Source organism: Sorangium sp. So ce406, assembly GCF_051474675.1.
Lineage (GTDB): Bacteria > Myxococcota_A > Polyangia > Polyangiales > Polyangiaceae > Sorangium > Sorangium cellulosum_G.
Genome location: NZ_CP150340.1, coordinates 10,875,326 through 10,892,745 on the forward strand (window position 1 = coordinate 10,875,326; position 17,420 = coordinate 10,892,745).

Here is a 17,420-nt window from a genome sequence, read left to right on the forward strand (position 1 = left end):
GGGATCGATGCGACGTGACGGTGTCAGAGGTCGTCGTAGAAGAGCGGCTCCCTGTTGCGCGTGAACCGGGAGACGAGCTGGCGCCCTTCCGCCGAGATCTGCGTGATGCGGGCGCCGAAGCCGGGCTCGGCCGAGTCCCTCGAGCCGCCGGCCTCGCGCGTCCACCGGACCGTCGCCAGCGCGGTGAACTCGTAGTTGCCCGGCAAGCGGACGCGCAGGGTCACGGCCGTGCCGATCGGCGGGATCTTGTAGGTCGCGACGAAGATTCCGCCGTGCTCGACGACGTCGTTGCCAGCGAGCCCTTTGTAAAAATTCGACGGCGTCAAAGCGCCGAGCTCGACATCGACGACCGCGGCGGGCGCGCGGTTGTCGACGGACTGCAGCGTGGCCTGGAACGGCGGCGCGCCGCGCGCGTCCGCGGCCGGGTGAGCCGGCGGGGCGGGCGCGTGCCGGGGCTGCTGCGGCGAGGGCAGCGTCTGCTGGAGGTGCGGAGGAGCGGCGACCGGCGCGGGCGGCGGGGCCACCGCGACGGGCGGAGGAGCAGCGACGGCGACCGGCGCGGGCGCGGCCACGGCGACCGGCGCGGGCGCAGCGATCGGCGGAGGAGCAGCGACGGCGACCGGCGCGGGCGCAGCCACCGCGACGGGCGCAGCGATCGGCGCAGCCACCGCGACGGGCGCAGGCGCAGCCACCGCGACGGGCGCGGACGCCGCCACCGCGACGGGCGCAGGCGCCGCCACCGCGACGGGCGCGGGCGCCGCCACCGCGACGGGCGCAGGCGCCGCCACCGCGATGGGCGCAGGCGCCGCCGCCGCGACGGGCGCGGCCACGGGCGCCTGCGCGCCGGCCGCCTGCGCTCTGCTCAGCGCGTGCACCTTGCTCAGCGACGACGCGACGTGCTCCATCAGCACGTCCACCACCGGATCGGCCACGGTGACGCTCTGCAGGCGGTTCAGGACGTCGCGCACGTGGCCGAGCGCGACATCGCTGCCGTCGAGGGTCTGCCCCCCGGAGCGCTCGATGCGGTGCATGATGCCCATCGCCTGCGCGATCGGCTCGGCGAGCGCCTCGACCTGAGGCGACACTCCCCCGTTCGACTGGAGCGCATTGAGCGCCGCCGCGAGCAGTTCGCGGGCGCTTTTCGCAAGCTGCGCGGGTTCCGACATGAATCCTCCGAGGGGCGCATCCTACGCGGTCGCGCGCGCGCAGGTTCAGGATTCGATGGCCCGCGAGCCGGCCAGGCGACCCCGCCGGCCACGGCCGCCGGGCGCGATCCGGCCGGCGGTCACCCGCTCGCGGCGTCCGGCGCGACAAGCGCCGCGAGCTCCCCCGCCGACGCTGGCTCGCCGTCGATCTCCCCCTCCAGCAACGCGACCGCCGTGTCGCCCGTCCGCACGACGACCACCCCGCCCTGGGCCACCGCCTCGCCCGGCGCCAACGCCTCCGGGAAGCTCGGCGCCGGCGCCGCACGCAGGACGATGACGCAGGCGCCCTCGATCTCGGTCCACGCCCCCGGCGCCGGCGCGAGCGCGCGGACGTGCCGGAGGACGCGCTCCGTCGGCCACGACCAGCAGATGGCGCACGCCTCGTCGTCCGGCGCGAGCGCCGCCGTCGCGAGCGCCGGATCCTGGGCGACGCCCGCCACCTCCTCGCCGCGCGCGAACCGGGCGACCGTGCGTCGCAGGACGCGCAGGCTCGGGCGATCCAGGGCGCGGGCGAGCTGCCACGCGGTCCACGCCGGATCGATCGGGAGCCGCTCCTGGTCCAGGATGTCGCCGGTGTCGTACTCCGCCTCGATCCGGTGCGCCGTGACGCCGCTCTCGGCGTCGCCGGAGGCGATCGCCCAGTACGTCGGGTCCGGGCCGCGGTGGCGCGGGAGCAGCGAGGGGTGCACGCCGATCCCCCCGAGCCGCGCCGCCCTCACGAGCGACATCGGCAGGCGCGTGGTCCAGAACCAGCTCACCAGGAGGTCGGGCGCGAGCGCCTCGACGCGCGACCTGAGCTCGGGGCGCTCGACGTCGGGGCGCATCAGGAGGCGCGCCCCGAAGACGCGCCGGGCGCGGCGGAGCCCCACCGCGTCGGCGCGGCTGATCGCGGCGAGGGCGATCTCGTGGCCGTCGGCGTGGAGCAGCAACGCCGCGAGCGGGAGGCCGAAGAAGGCCACCCGGAGGGGTCGTCCCTCCGCACCTCGGCCGAAAAGTTTTCCGTGTCCGAGCAGGCTGATAGGTGAAGGGTCCGATGGCGGCGCCCCCCCCGCAAGGCTCATTTCGACCGGCGCTCCGGCCCGGCCACCGCTATGACGCGTCCGCCGCGCGCCGGCCGATCCTCGTGTTCGAGGACGTATATAAGTCGTACCGCGCGGACCAGCCGGTGCTGCGCGGGATGTCGCTCTCGATCGAGCGGGGCGAGTTCGTGTTCATCACCGGCCCGAGCGGCTCCGGCAAGAGCACGCTCCTCCGCCTCGTGCACCGCACCGAGCGCGTGGACGACGGCCGGATCCTCTTCCTCGGCCGGGACATCGCGCGCCTGACCGACACGTCCATCCCGGCGCTGCGGCGCAACATCGGCTTCGTCTTCCAGGATTTCAAGCTGGTCCCGAGCTGGACGGTGTTCGACAACGTGGCGATCGCGCTGGAGGTGCTCGGCCTGCCGTCGCGCCTGCTCCGGACCCGGGTCGGCGAGGCGCTCGAGCGCGTCGGGCTCTCGGGGCGCGGCGGCGACCGGGCGCAGGTGCTGAGCGGCGGCGAGCAGCAGCGCGTCTCGATCGCGCGGGCGATCGTCGGCGAGCCGACGCTGATCCTCGCGGACGAGCCCACGGGCAACCTCGATCCGCAGCTCGCGATCGATCTGCTCGGGCTGTTCGAGGACATCCACGAGACCGGCACGACGGTCCTGTTCGCGACGCACGATCGGACGCTGCTCGACGTGCGCCCGCGGCGCGTGGTGGTGCTCGACGACGGCAAGGCGACCGACGTGCCGCACGGCCTCGGCGGCGGCGACCTCGCCGGCGGCGAGGACGAGGACGAGATGGATAGCGGCGTGCGCGGCGCGGCGTAGGCCGAGGGCGCCGCTCAGGCGATCGACGGATAGAGGGACCGGATGCAGACGAGCGAACGTGACGATCGGCGGAGGTGGCTTCGCACCTGGCGGGCCGGGAGGAGCGACTGGCGCCTGCAGGCGCTGTCGATCTTCTCGCTCGCGGTCGCGTTCGTCTGCCTCGCGTCGGCCCTCCTCGTGGTCACGAACCTCATGGCGGTGCGCGATCGCTGGTCGCGCGCCGGCCGCGCCACGATCTACCTGCGCGACAGCGCGACCGACGCGGAGACCGCGGAGCTCACGCGCGCGCTCGAGGGCACCGAGGGCGTCAAGAAGGTCCGGCTCGTGACGAGCGCGGAGGCGCGGCGCGAGGTGGTGCACGACGACGGCGACAAGGCGCTCGCCGCGCTGCCGCCGAGCGCGTTCCCCGCGTCGCTCGAGGTCGGCTTCACCGAGGAGATCTCGGACGAGGCGCTCGCCTCGATGACCGTGAAGCTGCGCGCGCTGCCGGCCGTGGACACGGTGGAGACGTACCAGCGCTGGACCGAGCGGCTCTCGTCGCTCCTCGGCGGCGGCGTGGCCGCGAGCGGGTGCCTCGCGGCGATCGTCCTCTGCGCCGTCGTCAGCGTCATCGGCTCGACGATGCGGCTCCTCCTGCACCGCCGGAAGATCGAGGTCGAGGTGCTGAAGCTGGTCGGCGCGACCGACGGCTTCGTGCGCCGGCCGTTCATCGTCGAGGGCGCCACGCAGGGCGCCGCCGGCGCGGCGGGCGCGCTGCTCATGCTGGGGGCGCTGTTCCTGATGGTGCGGGGCCGCTTCGATCACGAGCTCGCCAACCTGCTCGGCGTCTCGCCGTCGTTCCTGCCCTGGCCGGTCGCGCTCGGGATGGTCACCCTCGGCGCCGCGCTCGGCGCCGCGACGGCGCTGCTCACGCTGCGCAAGATGGTGGCGGTGTGAGGCGCCGCGCCCGGATCGCGCCGATCGCGCTGGCGCTCCTCACCGGCGCCGCCACGAGCGGCGCGGAGGTCCCGGCGCTGGATCCGGCGGCGCGCGCGCCCTCGCCGGCCGCGAGGGCGCCGGCCCCGCGCCCGAGCTCCGCGCTGGCGGAGAACGATCTCGACCGGCTGCTCGCGAAGCTCGACGCCGAGGAGAAGGCGCTGCGCGCGGAGCTCGACTCCATCGGCCCCGCGCTGGAGGTCACGCGCCGCCGGATGATCGCGCGCGGGCGCGCGTACTACCGCCACGTGCGCGCCGGCTTCCTCCCGGTGGGCGGCGGGTTCGACGCGCTGGTCGACCACGCCGCCCGCGTGGAGCGCACCCGGCTCGCCCTCGAGCGCGATCTCGCCCGCGAGGCCGAGCTGACCCGGCGCAGCGCCGAGCTCGCCGACCGCCTCACGCACCTCGGCGCGGAGCGCGCGCCCCTCGAGGTGCACCGCGAGGCGATGAACCGCGCCCGCGTCGCGCTGGCCCAGGAGGAGGAGCGCCGCGCCGCGTTCGCGCGCGCGTTCGAGACCAGCGTGCGCCCCGACTATGTCGCCATCTACGGAGCGGACGTGGGGCCCGCCGAGCTCGATCGCCGCGCCGGCTTCCGCTCGCTCCTCGGGCGGCTCCCCTTCCCGATCGCCGGGCGCGCCGAGGTGCGCAAGGTGTCGCGCCGCGGCGCCGGCGGGCCGGGCGTCGAGCTCACCGCGCTGGACGGCGCGCCGGTCCGCAGCGTGGCCGCCGGGCGGGTGGCCTTCGCCGACACCTACGCGGACTACGGGCTCACCGTGATCGTCGATCACGGCGAGCGGCACTACTCGGTGTACGCCAGCCTCGGCGCCGCGGACGTGCGCGCCGGCGATCAGCTCGCGGGCGGGGCGCGGGTGGGCACGGTCGCGAGCGGGCCGGACGGCGCGAAGCTCTACTTCGAGCTGAGGCGCGGCGCCGAGGTGATCGACCCGGGTCCCTGGTTCGGGATGTAGCGGCCGCGGCCCGCGGCGCTCCCTGCGCGCCGCCTCGAGGCGCGGCCATGCCACGCCGGAGATGTGCTAAGGCGGCGCTCGTGAATCGCCCTGACGGTCGCCCCCTCGACGCCCACCGCCCCGTGGAGATGATCCTCGGGTTCCACCGCAACGCAGAGGGGTCCGTCCTCTACCGGGCCGGGAGGACGGTCGTGCTCTGCACGGCGTCGGTCGATCCCACCGTCCCCGCCTGGATGATGGGCAAGGGCGCGGGGTGGCTCACCGCCGAGTACCAGATGCACCCGCGGTCGAGCCCCGCGCGCAGGGAGTCGCGCGACGGGCGGGGCAAGGCCCCGAGCGGCCGCACGCAGGAGATCCAGCGGCTCATCGGGCGCGCGCTCCGGGCGGCGGTCGACCTGAAGCAGCTCGGCGAGCAGACGATCGCGATCGACTGCGACATCCTCGAGGCGGACGGGGGCACGCGGACCGCGTCGATCACCGCGGGGTTCGTTGCGCTCGCGCTGGCGCTCGATCGCCTGCGCGCGTCCGGCGCGCTCAAGGGTCCGGTGCTCCGCGATCAGGTGGCGGCGATCAGCGTGGGCCACCTCCCGGGCGGGCTCGCCCTGGACCTCGTGTACACGGAGGACAGCGCGGCGCGCGTCGACATGAACGTCGTGGCGACGGCGGTCGGCTCGATCGTCGAGGTCCAGGCGACCGCGGAGGACGAGGCCATCCCCCGCACGGAGCTCGACAGCATGATCGACCTCGCGCTCGCGGGCGTGGCGTCGCTCGCGAGCGCGCAGCACCGGGCGCTGGCCGACGCCGGCGTGGATCTCTCCGGCCTGTTCCAGACGGACCACTGGAGGGTCGCGTGAGCCGGGAGCCGATGCGCCTGCTCGCCGCGACCTCGAACCGGGGCAAGCTCGCGGAGCTGCGGTCGCTGCTCGCCGATCTCCCGATCGAGGTGCTCTCGCTCGCGGAGGTGCTGCCGGGCGCGCCGCCGGTCGTCGAGGACGGCGAGACGTTCCTCGAGAACGCGCTCCTCAAGGTGCGCGCCGGCGCGCTCCGGTCGTCGATGGTGACGCTGGCCGAGGACTCGGGGCTCGAGGTGGACGCGCTCGACGGCCGGCCGGGCGTGCGGTCCGCCCGCTTCGCGCGGGAGGGCGCGACCGACGCGGAGAACAACGAGGCGCTGCTCTCGGCGCTCGCGAGCGTGCCGGACGACCAGCGTCGCGCGCGCTTCCGTTGCGTGATGGTGCTGCTCGATCCGCGATCCGAGGAGCAGCCGATCGTGACCGAGGGGCGCTGCGAAGGGTGGATCGGCCGGCAGCGCAGGGGAGCGGGCGGATTCGGCTACGATCCGCTGTTCGTCGTGGAGGACTACGGACGGACGATGGCCGAGCTCGGCGAGACCGAGAAGAACCTCGTGAGCCACCGCGGCAAGGCCGCGCGGGCGATGCGGTCCTCGCTCGAGGCGCTGATCGCGCGGCGCTGCTAGCGGTGGCTAGCCGCGGCGCCCCGGGCCGAGCGCCCGACGGCGGTTGACCCCGTCCGGGACCGCTTGTAATCGCGACCTGAGGCACCCAGGTACTGCCGGGTGATCGGATCCCCTGATGAAGCAGGATTGGAAGGCCGTCGGAAGCTACGGGACCATCGGCCTCGAGGTGGTGCTGAGCATCCTCCTCGGCCTGTTCATCGGCCGCTGGCTCGACGGGAAGCTCGGGACCGATCCGCTGATGTCGGTGCTCTGGTTCTTCTTCGGGCTCGGCGCCGCCGGCAAGGCGGTCCATCGGGCGTGGAAGGAAATGCAGGCGGAGGCAGCGCGAGAAGAGCGCGAGCAGGGGAACCCCGCGCCGATGTTCGACGACCGGAGGGCGCGGCAGGACGAGCGTGCGCCGGAGGACGACCGGCGGGCGGCCTCCGGCAGCGTCGCCCTCGATCCCGACGAGCGGCAGCCCGCGAAGGAGCACGATGAGCGCTGAGCGACGATCCGGGGCACGCGGCGGCGAGCCGCCGCACAGCGAGCCCGACGCGGAGGAGAAGCCGGGCGTCGGGGACGCGACCATGCGCGCCGTGCTCCGCTGGGTCGCCGGCACCGCCGCGGTCCTGTCCGTGGCCGGGCTGCTCGCGTACGGCGTGCGCGCGGCGCTCGGCGTCGCCATCGGGGGCGCGATCGCCACGGCGAACCTCTACGTCTTCGCCCGCATCGTGGACGCGTTCATCTCGCGGCGGGGCCACACCGTGTCGTGGACGGTGATCGCGATGGTGAAGCTCACCGCCCTGATGGGCGGGGTGTGGCTCATCCTGAAGAGCGAGGCCGTCTCGGGGGTCGCCCTGATGGTCGGCTATGCCTCCCTCGTGGTCGGCATCAGCCTGGGCACGCTCTTCGGACCGAAGCCTCCTGCGGAGGGGGCCCCGCCGAGCGCTCCCGGCTGATCTCAGCGGGGGACCGGCACCGCGCCGGGGGGACCAGCGCGGTACCTGACGTCACCTGGAGCGGACCTGGCGCGCTCCAAGGGTGCCCATCGTAGGCGAGTTGTGGTAGAGGCGAGGCCCCTCGACCGAGGGCGAACTCCTCCAAGGCGCGCGAGCGCTCGCGGCCGTCTCAGCACTGCCGCGCGGCTGCCAGCGCGGCGCATCGACGACGAAAGCCATGCCTGAGCATACAGGGTTCCTCACGTACCTCCTGGCGCAGCTCCCCGGGCTCCGGGAGAACGCTCGCAACATCGGCAAGACGTTCATCGGTCACCACACGGTGGACTACCGCGGGACCGAGCCGATCTTCATGAGCCTCCTCATCATCGTGCTGTTCGTGCTCCTCGCCAGCGAGGTGCGCGCGCAGTACCGGCGGCTGAACGAGTCGGTGATCCCGGAGGACAAGCTCACGCTGCGGACGTTCTTCGAGGCGTTCTTCGGCTACTTCTACGGGATGGCCCGCGACGTGATGGGGCCCGTGAACGCGAAGCGGTACTTCCCGCTCATCGGCGGATCGGCCGCGTTCGTCTTCTTCTCGAACGCGTCGGCGCTGATCCCGGGGGTGAACCCGCCGACCTCGAACCTGAACGTCACGATCGGGTGCGCGGTCGTCGTGTTCGTCCTTTTCAACTACTACGGGCTGAAGGAGAACGGCTGGGGCTACATCGCTCACCTCGCCGGGCCGAAGTGGTACCTGGCGCCGCTGATCTTCCCCATCGAGGTCATCTCCACCTGCGTCCGCCCGGTCACCCTCTCGATCCGGCTCATGCTCAACATCGCGGTCGACCACCTCGTGGCGAGCATCTTCCTCGGGCTCGTCGCGCTGTTCGTCCCGGTGCCGCTGATGTTCCTGGCGATCATCGTCATCACCGTACAGACGCTGGTGTTCTGCCTGCTGAGCTGCATCTACATCGGGCTCGCGACGGAGAAGGCGGATCACCACTGAACGCTTCGCCCGACCGCTCGGTCGGGGCCTACCGGCGCAGCAGAGAACAGCGCTCGGGGGTGAAGAGAAGGCTAGCCAGCCCTCGAAAAACGGATTAGAGGGGCCCCGCTGTCGATGGGTTGCCCCAGAGAGGTGGGTGGATCGCGGAAGCGCGTCCCCTACCGATGCAGTCGCCGAGGTCCCGGGAGCGATCCCCGGAGCTCGATAGGGGGCCGCCCGCGGAGCCCCCGACCCACGCAGATGTTACGCATGCAGCCCCGCGCGGGTTGTGTGGCTTGAAAGGAGCAGATTCGGATGTCGCTGAAGAGCAAGCTGTCGCTGTCCGCCGTTGTCGGCACTGCGCTGGTACTGGTTCCCGCTATGGCGCTCGCGCAGGATGGCGCGGCGTCGAACAAGTACGATGCGAACTCGTGGCTCGCCGTCGCGGCTGGATTCGCGATCGGCATCGCTGCCCTCGGCGGCACCATGGGTCAGGGGCGCGCCGCGGCGGCCGCCCTGGAGGGCATCTCCCGGAACCCGGGCGCTGCGGCCCGTATCCAGACCCCGATGATCCTCGGCCTGGCGCTCATCGAGTCGCTCGTGCTCCTCTCCTGGGTCATCGCCTTCTTCCTCCAGGGCAAGATCGCCCCCTGAGCCAGCGCTCGCCGCGCCCATCGGGCCCGGCTTCGCTGCTCCTTCCCCCGCCTCCCCTCCGCCCTCTCTGCTGCGCCGGTCGAGCGCTCCTCCCACGGAGCCTCGCCCGCGCGCGCGATGTCCCCGCTACCTGCCGCCGTCGCACGCGCACCGCGCGCCCCGGCTCGCGCGCGCGACGCTCCGCCGCCCGCTGCTAGCGCACGCGCACCACGGTCCCTGGCTCGTGCGCCGTCGGGAGGACCGCGGTCCATCCGGCGGGGAGCCGGGGCGACGTCCACCAGAACAGCCGCTGCGCGTCGAGCGGGGCCAGGTTCACGCAGCCGTGGCTCCGCACCTGGCCGAACGAGCGATGCCAGAACGCGCCGTGCAGCCCGACTCCCCTGGAGAAGTACTGCACGTAAGGGACGTCCTCCATCCGGTAGTAGCGATCGGCGCCCTCGTCCTCGAGGTTGTCCATGTCCGAGGTGAGCAGCTTGGCCCAGACGCGGTAGGTGCCGGCGGGCGTGGCGCGCGGCGATCCGGGCGCCCCCTTGCCGGTCGAGACGAGCGTCGCGAACACGGGGCGCCGGCCCTCGTACGCGACGAGCGTCTGCGTCGCGCGCTCGACGTCGATCCACCGCTCGCCCGCCTCGACGTCGACCTCGGGCGGCGGCGGCGCCACCGACGGCCGCCGGAGATCGCGCGCCGCGATCCACGCGGCGCCGTCGCCGTCCGCGACGCGCGCGAGCTTCCCCGACGCGCCCTGCGCCTCTTCCAGGTAGGGGACGACCTCGAACCGCGCCTTGCTCTCGTCGGTCCGCGCGAAGCCCGCCGCCGTCCTCCGGAAGAGCGGCGCCTTCTCCGACACGACCCACGCGGTCGCGATCTGCTCGGCGCCCGCGGGCACGTCCACGCCGTGGAAGGCGAAGGCGCGCACCGGGCCGAGATCGCGCATCGGCACCCAGAACCCGCTGTTCGTGCGGCCGTACCGCGCCCCGCCCTGGGCTCGCTCCTCGACGATCGTCACCGCGAAGCCGGGCTCGAGCTGCGCGTCCGGCGCGTCGATGTCGGCCGCCTCGGCCCGGCGATAGCCGAAGGTCCCCTCGGGGCCGACGAAATAATACCGGTACGGCAGCCCGTCCGGCATGTCGCGCCACGTGCGCACCAGCGGGCTGATCGGACCTGCGGCCGAGAGCTCGACGGCGTCGTCGCAGACCCAGGCGGTGGCGCCCACCTCGAGCCAGCGCCCGAGGCAGCCGTCGCCGCGCCGGACCGCGAAGATCGGGAGCTGCACGTTGCGATCGACCGAGCCGCGCCGGCGCGGGTTCTCGCCCGGCGCCTCGAACAGCGGCTGATCCCGCTTGAGCACGCGCGCGCTCTTGACCCACGCCGGGAGCGGGATCTCGCCCGCCGGCACCCACGGCGGGGGCTGCGAGGCGAAGACCGCCCCGCCCCAGAGCGCCGCGCCGACGGCGACCGCCGCCGCGGCGCTTCGCATCGCCAACTCGCGGCGGGATCCCGGGACGCGGCGCGCGCTCAAGGGCCTACTGCTGTCAGCGGTACGAGAAGCGCACTTCGTGGTCGCAGATCCGGAAGAGGTCGCCCTCGACGATGGCCTTCCGGGCGATGCGCTGGCCGTTGTACTCGACGCCGTTCGTCGAGCCCATGTCGACCATGTAGTACTGGCCGTTGAGGAACTCGACCATGGCGTGCTGGCGCGACACGTTCGGGTCCTTGATCGTCAGATCGCTCGACTGCTTGCCGCGCCCGATGATGAACCGGTCCTTGTTCACCACGAAGCGCTGCCCCGCGTAGAACGCGGCGAGCGCCGGGCCGGCGGGGACCTGGTTCGGCATCCCCATGGCCATCGGCGGCGGGCCCGGCACGCTGCTGGCCGTCGGCGGCGCAACGCCGTACGGCGGCGACACCGGAGGTCCGATCGGCGAGGCGTACCCGGTCACGCTGCTCATCGGCGGGGGCGGCGGCGGCCCCGAGCGGCCCGTCGGCGCGCCGGGCATGCTCTGGCGCCCACCGGGGACCGAGGCCTGCGACGGGAGCGGCGGCGGCGCGCCGAGGCGGGTCACGCTGGTCGGCGGGGGCGGCGGCGGCGCGCCCACGCGGCCCGGGATCGGCGGCGGCACGGGCAGGCTGGGCCGCTTTCCGCCGGCGTTGCTGCTGCCGGGCGGCGGCGGCGGCGGCGGCGGCGCGCCCTGCCGGACTTGCCCGGGCGGCGGCGGCGGCGGCGTGAGCGCCGGGACCGGCGTCGGCATCGGCCCCACCGGCGGCACGCCGTACGGCGGCGACGGCGCGCCGTAGGCGGGCGCGCCGGGCGATGCTCCGTAAGGCGACCCGCCGACCGCCGGCTGCTGCTGCAGCGAGACGCCCCCGCCGAAGGGCGACGGCGAGCCGGGCGACGCCAGCCCGGGCGGCTGGAGCGGCGGGTTCGGGGGCATCGCAGTGGCCTGATGAGCGTGCGCGATCGCCTGCTGACCGGAGCCGGGAGGCGCGTCGACCCTGGCGGGCGGCGGGAAAGGCGTGCGCGGGCTGTAGCTTCGCTGCCGCGCGTACTGCTTCATCGACTCATTGATGAGGTAGTCGATGGAGCACTCGAGCTCGCGCGCCATCTGCTCGAACGTCTCCCAAAGGACATCGCGACACTGGAACGTCCGTGCGCTTTTCTTGTTCGGATCCGCGCTCATCTCTACCCAACGATAATGGAGGATGAATTGCGCTGGGAAGCCTCCTCCCGGCCTCTTCCCTGCAAGCACCTGATGGCTCTCGGCCGCGCCGATGGCGCGCTGCGACCCTGAACATGCCGTCGTGAGATCCCGTGATCGCCCGCGCAGCTCGCCGCGAAACCTGACGCTCGCGTCACTTCTTCTCGCCCTCCGGCTTCCGCTCCTGCATGGCCGGCTCGATGCAGTACTGAACGAACTCGCCGACGGTCTTCACGTCCCTGAGCTCGCGCTCGTTCGACCCTTCTTTCGGCACCTCGCACGCCCACTTGCAGTCCGGGTCGGCATCGCAGACCGGCGCGCGCGTCGTGTCGCCCTCGAGCGCCTTGACCGCGGCGAGGTCGGCGGCGGTGCCGAAGGTGAAGTAGTACGCGATGGCGCTCGTCCGCGCCGGCGCCGGCCCCGCGGCGAAGTGCTTCTTCAGGGCCTCGAGGGGCGAGCCCTCCTTCAGGTCGCCGAACGCCGCGCCGTACGTGAGCGCCTCGGGCATGGCGAACCCCTTGCTGTCGGGGAGCCTGCTCATGAACTCGTCGATGTGCTTCACCGTCGACATCTTCAGGATGGTCGCGGCGGCGGCGCGGCGGATCTTCCACTTGTCCGTCTTGAAGAGGCCGTAGAGCTTCTCGACGACGAGCTCGCGCGGCATCTCGCCGACGCGGCGGAACGCCTGGTCGAGCACCACGTCGGGCGCGTCCGCGGTCGCGATCTCGAGGATGCGCTGGATGTCGCTCGGGTTGTTGCGATCGAGCCGGCCCTCGAGGGCGGCGAGCGCGGCCTGGCGGCGCTTCTCGGGCTGCTGGGTGTCCGCCGCGAAGCCGAGGAGGAAGTCCACCGACGGCCGGCCGCCGAGCTTCTTCATCGAGCCGAAGACCCGGAAGAGCTCCTCCTCCTGGTACTGCGCGAGCTGCGCCTCGAACTGCTTCTCGGTGGGCGTGAGCTTCGACGCGGCGTTCGCCGCCTGGAGATCGGGCTTCTTGGCGTTGACCCAGTCGCTCGAGGTGACGAACTTCGCGATGGCGACCAGGTTCGCCGAGGCGGCCTCCTTGGCCTGCGGGTCGCCGTACTCGGCCACGAGCGACGCCATCTGGTCGAGCCGCTTCGCCTCGCGCGTCATGAGCTTGGGCAGGCCGGCCACCGCGGGGGGGCCGATGAAGCGCAGGAGCTGCTCCATCCCGTACGCCTGGGAGCGGTCCTCGAGGCGGTGCTCGAAGTCCGCCATGGCCCAGTCGATGAGGGCGGCCTTGAGCCCCTCCTTCAGCCCCTCATCCGCGATGATCACGGTCCGGTCGGACGTGAGCATCGCGTACGCGGCGTCCTTGTAGGGGAACGAGGTGTCCGGCGGGACGGGCTGCCCGGGCTGCGCGACGGGCGGCGGCTTTCTGAGCTCGGCGATGATCGTCGGCACGAGCGCCGCGACGATGGCTTGCCGGGCCTCCGGCGCCATGGTCGCGAGCGTCTCGACCATGATGCCGATGCCCACGCGCCGGCCCTGCCGCGGCTTCATGCGGATGAGCGAGGTGGCCGCCTCGACGCGGAGCGAGTTGTCGTACTTGTCGTGAAACAAGACGGCCCTGAGCTTGTCCGGCCCGTGGGCGGTGCTCTCCCAGCGGTGGATGTCGTTCTCGTTGACGCGACACCCGCTGGTGGCGAGCCCGACGCCGGCGGTGGCGAGGCACAGCAAAAGAAGGCCCGCAGCGCCGACGCGCCGCCCTGCTCGTTCGACAGTTTCCATGCACGTCTCAGGAGGGTGGGGATGGTACCGCCCGCCGCGTCCTGTTTGAAAGAATTTCAAGGCCGACGAGAAGGAAGCCCGAGCGAAGTTTCCGCCAAATCGGGCCGGAACTCCAGCGCGGCGTCGTCCCCCTCCCGTCCCCCTGCCCTCGTCGCACCCGTCACGGGCCGGAGGGGGCTGAGCCCGCACCCCCGGCGAGATCGGGCGCACGCGCGCGCACGCAAGCGCACGCAAGCGCGCGGATGTGCGCGGCCGCGCTCGTCTGTTCCGCCCTTGCCCGATTCTTACCAGCCCTGCCAGACTTCTTGCCCCCGGGGCGGAGTACGCATATGTGAGCAAAGTAGGTTTAGGTAGGTATGAACGTCCCCTTGTTCGCTCCTCGCCGTGCCCAGCCCGCCGCCGGCCCTGGCGAGCCCTTGCGGTCCGGGGCACGTGGCGCCGCACGGACCAGCCCGGTGGGGGTCGCCGGCCCTGCTGCGCCGCAGGGGCATGGCTACGCCCGGGACGCGGCGGCGCTGGTCCTCCTGGTGTCCGCCTTGTACAGCGCCCTGGCGCTCGCCTCGTTTCGCGCGGATCCGCTGCGCCCGGAGCTCGCGGGCGAGGACTGGGTGGGTCCCGTGGGGGCGGCGCTCGCGGGCGCGTCGGTCGAGGCGGTCGGCGTCATCGCCTGGTTCGTCCCGCTCGAGCTGGCGCTGCTCGCGATGCCGCTGCTCGGGGCGAAGCGCTCGATCGCGAGCCTGTTCCGGCTGAGCGGCGACATCGTGGTGGTCGTGGTGCTCGCGGCGCTCTCGCACGTCGCGTTCCCGCGGGCGGTCGCGTTCGGCGCGATGCCGCTCGGCGGCGCCGTGGGGGAGCTGTTCGGGGAGGTGCTGCGCGCGCTCTTCTCGAACATCGGGTCGTACATCATCGGGCTCACCATCGTCGCGCTGATCCTGATGGGCCGCGCGACGTTCTCGTTCATCGAGCTCGCGCATCGGGCCGAGCAGCTCGCGGTCGCGATCGCGGCGCGCATCGCCGGCTGGGCGCGCGCGCTCTTCGGGGCGTGGGCCGCGGCGCGCGACCTGGAGCGGCGGGCGGCGGGCTCGGAGCAGGAGGCGCCGCCGATCATCGCGCGCAACTCGAGCCCCGACGCGATCATCGCCGCGCTGGCCGACGACGCCGACGAGCCGCTCTCGGACCCCGGCGCGAGAAGCACGCCCGTCGAGCCGGCCGGCGTCGAGGCGCCGGCGCTCGACCTGTGGAAGAGCGCGCCGACCAGCGCCGCCCCCCAGGAGCCGGCGGCCCCGTCGAAGCCGAAGCGCGGGCGGAAGGCGCAGGCGCGCGAGGCGGCGCCGCTGGCGAGCGAGGCGGCGCCGCAGGGAGCCGAGCCGCGCGAGGCGGTGATCCACGGCGGCGAGGCGCACGAGGTGGTCATCCACAGCGCCGAGCCGCGCGAGGTGGTCATCCACGGCGGCGAGGCGCACGAGGTGGTCATCCACAGCGCCGAGCCGGAGCCGGAAGAGGAGGCGCCGCAGAGCGACCCGCTGCGCGAGGTGGCGCAGCACAGCCCCGCGCCGCGCGAGGTGGGGCAGCGGTTCGTCGAGCTGTTCGAGGGAGAGGAGCGCGAAGGAGCGCAGCGCGCCGTCGAGCCGCGCGAACGAGTGCAGCGCGCCGTCGAGCCGCGCGACGGCGGACCGCGCCGCGCTGGGCGGCGCCGCGCCGCGGCCGCCGCAGAGCCGCGCGGCGCCGCGGCCCTGGAGGACGGCGACGAGTCGCCCTTCGCGGGCGAGGCGCACCTCTTCGAGAGGGAAGCGCAGCTCGATGAGGACGACGCGGTCGAGACCGCGGCCGACGAGGACAGCGTGGCCGCGTTCGCAGAGCCGGAAGCGCTCGACGTGCCCACGCCGTCGCCCATCCTGCCCGTGCGCGAGCTGCCGGCGCGGCAGCCCGACGCCAGGGTGGCCCACCGCGACCTGCCCGCCCGCGAGCCGCGCGATCTGACCGCCCGCGAGCCGCGGGAGCCGCGCGATCTGACCGCCCGCGAGCCGCGCGATCTGACCGCGCACGAGGCGCGTGACCTGCCTGCGCGCGAGCCGCGGGAGCCGCGCGAGCCGGAGGCCCGGGCGGCGCACCGCGAGCCGCCGCCGGCCGGCGGCCCCGAGCGACCTCAGGGCGCCGCGCCGCGCGCGCCCACGATCGTCGACACGAGCCGCGAGCTCGTCAGCGAGAAGCCGGCGGTGGTCAAGGTCGTCCCGGCCACCGGGGCGGGCTTCCGCCTGCCGATGACCGACATGCTCGACGCGGCCGCGGGCGGGCGCATCCAGCTCGACGCGGATCAGCTCAAGGCGACCGCGCAGCTCCTCGAGAAGACGCTCGCCGACTACGGCGTCAGCGGCAAGGTCGAGGAGATCCACCCCGGACCGACCGTGACCACGTTCGAGGTCTCGCCCGCCGCCGGCACCAAGGTCTCGAAGGTGGCGGGCCTCGCGGACGACCTCGCGCTCGGCCTCTCGCGCAAGGTCCGCATCGTCGCCCCCATCCCCGGCAAGAACCGGATCGGCTTCGAGATCCCGAACGAGCACCGCCTGCCCGTCAACCTGCGCGAGCTCGTCGAGGACCGCCGCTTCGTCGAGATGAAGGCGCCGCTGCCCTGCGTGCTCGGGCGCGACATCATCGGCACGCCGTACTTCGCCGACCTCGCGTCGATGCCGCACGTGATCGTCGCGGGCGCGACCGGCGCGGGCAAGAGCGTCGGGCTCAACGTGATGCTGGTGAGCCTGCTCTTCCGCAAGACGCCGGAGGAGCTCAGGCTCCTGATGATCGATCCCAAGGTCGTCGAGCTCGCGCCCTTCGACCGCATCCCTCACCTGCTCCTGCCGGTCGTGACCGACATGAAGCAGGCGGCGAACGCGCTGAAGTGGGCCGTGGACGAGATGGAGCGGCGGTACCAGCTCTTCGCGAACGCGGGGACGAAGAACATCACGACCTACAACGCCTGGGTCGAGCGCGTGCAGCGCGGCGAGGCGCGCCCGCCGAAGCCGCCCGCCAAGGTGAGCGCGGTCGGGGCCGACGGGCTCGAGGTGGAGGTCGACGCGGCGAAGGACGGGTCGGACGCGGCGCTGCCGGAGAAGATCCCCTTCATCGTGATCGTCGTCGACGAGTTCGCCGACCTGATGATGCAGCAGGGCAAGGACGTGGAGGCGAGCGTGGCCCGGCTCGCGCAGAAGGCGCGCGCCGCCGGCATGCACGTGATCCTCGCGACGCAGCGGCCGAGCGTCGACGTGATCACCGGCATGATCAAGGCGAACTTCCCCACGCGCATCGCCTTCCGGGTCGCGCAGAAGGTGGACAGCCGCACGATCCTCGACGAGCAGGGCGCCGAGCACCTGCTCGGCCGCGGCGACATGCTGATCAAGATGAACGGCTCCAACGAGACGCGCCGCGTGCAGTGCCCGTTCTGCTCCGAGGAGGAGGTCCAGAAGATCACCGACTTCCTCCGGCTGCAGGGGGAGCCGGTCTACGACGAGGCGATCCTCCGGCCCCGCGACGAGGAGGGCGAGGAGCCCGACACGTCCGACGCGGAGACCGATCCCATGTACGACGCCGCGGTGCGGATCGTGGCCGACACCCGGCGCTGCTCGACCTCCTGGCTCCAGCGCAAGCTCGGCGTCGGCTACAACCGCGCCGCCAAGCTGGTCGAGGCGATGGAGAAGCGCGGGCTGGTCGGGCCGGCCAACGGCGCCAAGGATCGCGAGGTGCTCATCGCGCCGATCTGATCCTCACGGGATCTGTCTTGACGCCGCGCTGCAGTGCGTGTTGGCACGCCGTCGACTCGGGCGAGCAGACCGAGACGGATGTTGAGGAGAGCACAGCCCCGGCGTCCCCGCCGCCGGGGCAGCGCGCTAGCATGGCGGTTGTTTTGACTTTCCCGTTCGAATGCTTCATGGAGCACGCAGGATGGC

15 protein-coding genes are annotated in these 17,420 nt (G+C 73.3%); 10 read left to right on the forward strand and 5 right to left on the reverse strand.

Translation table 11 applies throughout. The features are described from left to right. Positions 1-23: 23 nt before the first annotated feature. Positions 24-1,166, reverse strand: a complete 1,143-nt coding sequence (locus WME96_RS40885) for a hypothetical protein (RefSeq protein ID WP_437286955.1) — start codon at positions 1,164-1,166, stop codon at positions 24-26. Positions 1,167-1,285: 119 nt separating this feature from the next. Then, positions 1,286-2,164 (reverse strand): methionyl-tRNA formyltransferase, encoded by an 879-nt coding sequence (locus WME96_RS40890; protein WP_437286956.1) that lies wholly within the window; start codon positions 2,162-2,164, stop codon positions 1,286-1,288. Between the two features lie 158 nt (positions 2,165-2,322). Between WME96_RS40890 and WME96_RS40895 the strand changes: the two genes are divergently transcribed. The 9 genes from WME96_RS40895 (at position 2,323) to WME96_RS40935 (ending at position 9,033) form a co-directional block, all read left to right on the forward strand. Further along, positions 2,323-3,057, forward strand: coding sequence for a cell division ATP-binding protein FtsE (locus WME96_RS40895; protein ID WP_437292404.1), 735 nt, complete (start codon positions 2,323-2,325; stop codon positions 3,055-3,057). Positions 3,058-3,099: 42 nt separating this feature from the next. Beyond that, positions 3,100-3,993 carry a cell division protein FtsX gene (locus tag WME96_RS40900; protein WP_437286957.1) on the forward strand — a complete coding sequence of 298 codons (894 nt, stop codon included), beginning with the start codon at positions 3,100-3,102 and terminating at the stop codon, positions 3,991-3,993. Further along, positions 3,990-5,000 (forward strand): murein hydrolase activator EnvC family protein, encoded by a 1,011-nt coding sequence (locus WME96_RS40905; RefSeq protein WP_437286958.1) that lies wholly within the window; start codon positions 3,990-3,992, stop codon positions 4,998-5,000. Before WME96_RS40900 ends, WME96_RS40905 begins: the two co-directional genes overlap by 4 nt. An 80-nt stretch (positions 5,001-5,080) precedes the next feature. Next, on the forward strand, positions 5,081-5,854 hold the full coding sequence (rph, locus tag WME96_RS40910) for a ribonuclease PH (protein ID WP_437286959.1): 774 nt from the start codon (positions 5,081-5,083) through the stop codon (positions 5,852-5,854). Continuing rightward, positions 5,851-6,477, forward strand: a complete 627-nt coding sequence (rdgB, locus tag WME96_RS40915) for an RdgB/HAM1 family non-canonical purine NTP pyrophosphatase (protein ID WP_437286960.1) — start codon at positions 5,851-5,853, stop codon at positions 6,475-6,477. The genes rph and rdgB overlap by 4 nt, the downstream gene beginning before the upstream one ends. 115 nt (positions 6,478-6,592) lie before the next feature. Continuing rightward, positions 6,593-6,961 (forward strand): AtpZ/AtpI family protein, encoded by a 369-nt coding sequence (locus WME96_RS40920; protein WP_437286961.1) that lies wholly within the window; start codon positions 6,593-6,595, stop codon positions 6,959-6,961. Continuing rightward, positions 6,951-7,415: an ATP synthase subunit I gene (locus WME96_RS40925; protein ID WP_061615154.1), complete on the forward strand. Its 465-nt coding sequence runs from the start codon at positions 6,951-6,953 to the stop codon at positions 7,413-7,415. Before WME96_RS40920 ends, WME96_RS40925 begins: the two co-directional genes overlap by 11 nt. 217 nt (positions 7,416-7,632) lie before the next feature. Beyond that, the gene (atpB, locus tag WME96_RS40930; protein ID WP_437286962.1) at positions 7,633-8,400 is read left to right on the forward strand and encodes a F0F1 ATP synthase subunit A; all 768 of its coding nucleotides are present in this window, start codon (positions 7,633-7,635) and stop codon (positions 8,398-8,400) included. A gap of 294 nt (positions 8,401-8,694) precedes the next feature. Further along, the gene (locus WME96_RS40935) at positions 8,695-9,033 is read left to right on the forward strand and encodes an ATP synthase F0 subunit C (protein WP_012240589.1); all 339 of its coding nucleotides are present in this window, start codon (positions 8,695-8,697) and stop codon (positions 9,031-9,033) included. A gap of 193 nt (positions 9,034-9,226) precedes the next feature. Here WME96_RS40935 and WME96_RS40940 read toward each other — a convergent pair whose 3' ends face one another. The 3 genes from WME96_RS40940 to WME96_RS40950 form a co-directional block, all read right to left on the reverse strand. Continuing rightward, entirely contained in the window at positions 9,227-10,510 is a 1,284-nt protein-coding gene (locus tag WME96_RS40940; RefSeq protein WP_437286963.1) for a L,D-transpeptidase, read from the reverse strand. Positions 10,511-10,565: 55 nt separating this feature from the next. After that, complete coding sequence (locus WME96_RS40945) at positions 10,566-11,711, reverse strand: FHA domain-containing protein (protein ID WP_437286964.1); 1,146 nt, start codon at positions 11,709-11,711, stop codon at positions 10,566-10,568. A gap of 172 nt (positions 11,712-11,883) precedes the next feature. Continuing rightward, a complete protein-coding gene (locus tag WME96_RS40950) occupies positions 11,884-13,479 on the reverse strand; it encodes a hypothetical protein (RefSeq protein WP_437286965.1) in 1,596 nt (531 codons plus the stop codon). A 455-nt stretch (positions 13,480-13,934) separates the two neighbouring features. Here WME96_RS40950 and WME96_RS40955 point away from each other — a divergent pair, with 455 nt between their 5' ends. Continuing rightward, positions 13,935-17,234 (forward strand): DNA translocase FtsK 4TM domain-containing protein, encoded by a 3,300-nt coding sequence (locus WME96_RS40955; protein ID WP_437286966.1) that lies wholly within the window; start codon positions 13,935-13,937, stop codon positions 17,232-17,234. The last annotated feature ends 186 nt before the right edge of the window (positions 17,235-17,420 follow it).

What these genes read in the sequence shown, in the direction of transcription:
- WME96_RS40885 (WP_437286955.1), bottom strand. Translation starts at nt 1,166, where the DNA reads ATGTCGGAACCCGCGCAGCTTGCGAAAAGCGCCCGCGAACTGCTCGCG.
- WME96_RS40945 (WP_437286964.1), bottom strand. Translation starts at nt 11,711, where the DNA reads ATGAGCGCGGATCCGAACAAGAAAAGCGCACGGACGTTCCAGTGTCGC.
- WME96_RS40920 (WP_437286961.1), top strand. Translation starts at nt 6,593, where the DNA reads ATGAAGCAGGATTGGAAGGCCGTCGGAAGCTACGGGACCATCGGCCTC.
- WME96_RS40935 (WP_012240589.1), top strand. Translation starts at nt 8,695, where the DNA reads ATGTCGCTGAAGAGCAAGCTGTCGCTGTCCGCCGTTGTCGGCACTGCG.
- atpB (WP_437286962.1), top strand. Translation starts at nt 7,633, where the DNA reads ATGCCTGAGCATACAGGGTTCCTCACGTACCTCCTGGCGCAGCTCCCC.
- WME96_RS40900 (WP_437286957.1), top strand. Translation starts at nt 3,100, where the DNA reads ATGCAGACGAGCGAACGTGACGATCGGCGGAGGTGGCTTCGCACCTGG.
- WME96_RS40940 (WP_437286963.1), bottom strand. Translation starts at nt 10,510, where the DNA reads ATGCGAAGCGCCGCGGCGGCGGTCGCCGTCGGCGCGGCGCTCTGGGGC.
- WME96_RS40925 (WP_061615154.1), top strand. Translation starts at nt 6,951, where the DNA reads ATGAGCGCTGAGCGACGATCCGGGGCACGCGGCGGCGAGCCGCCGCAC.
- WME96_RS40950 (WP_437286965.1), bottom strand. Translation starts at nt 13,479, where the DNA reads ATGGAAACTGTCGAACGAGCAGGGCGGCGCGTCGGCGCTGCGGGCCTT.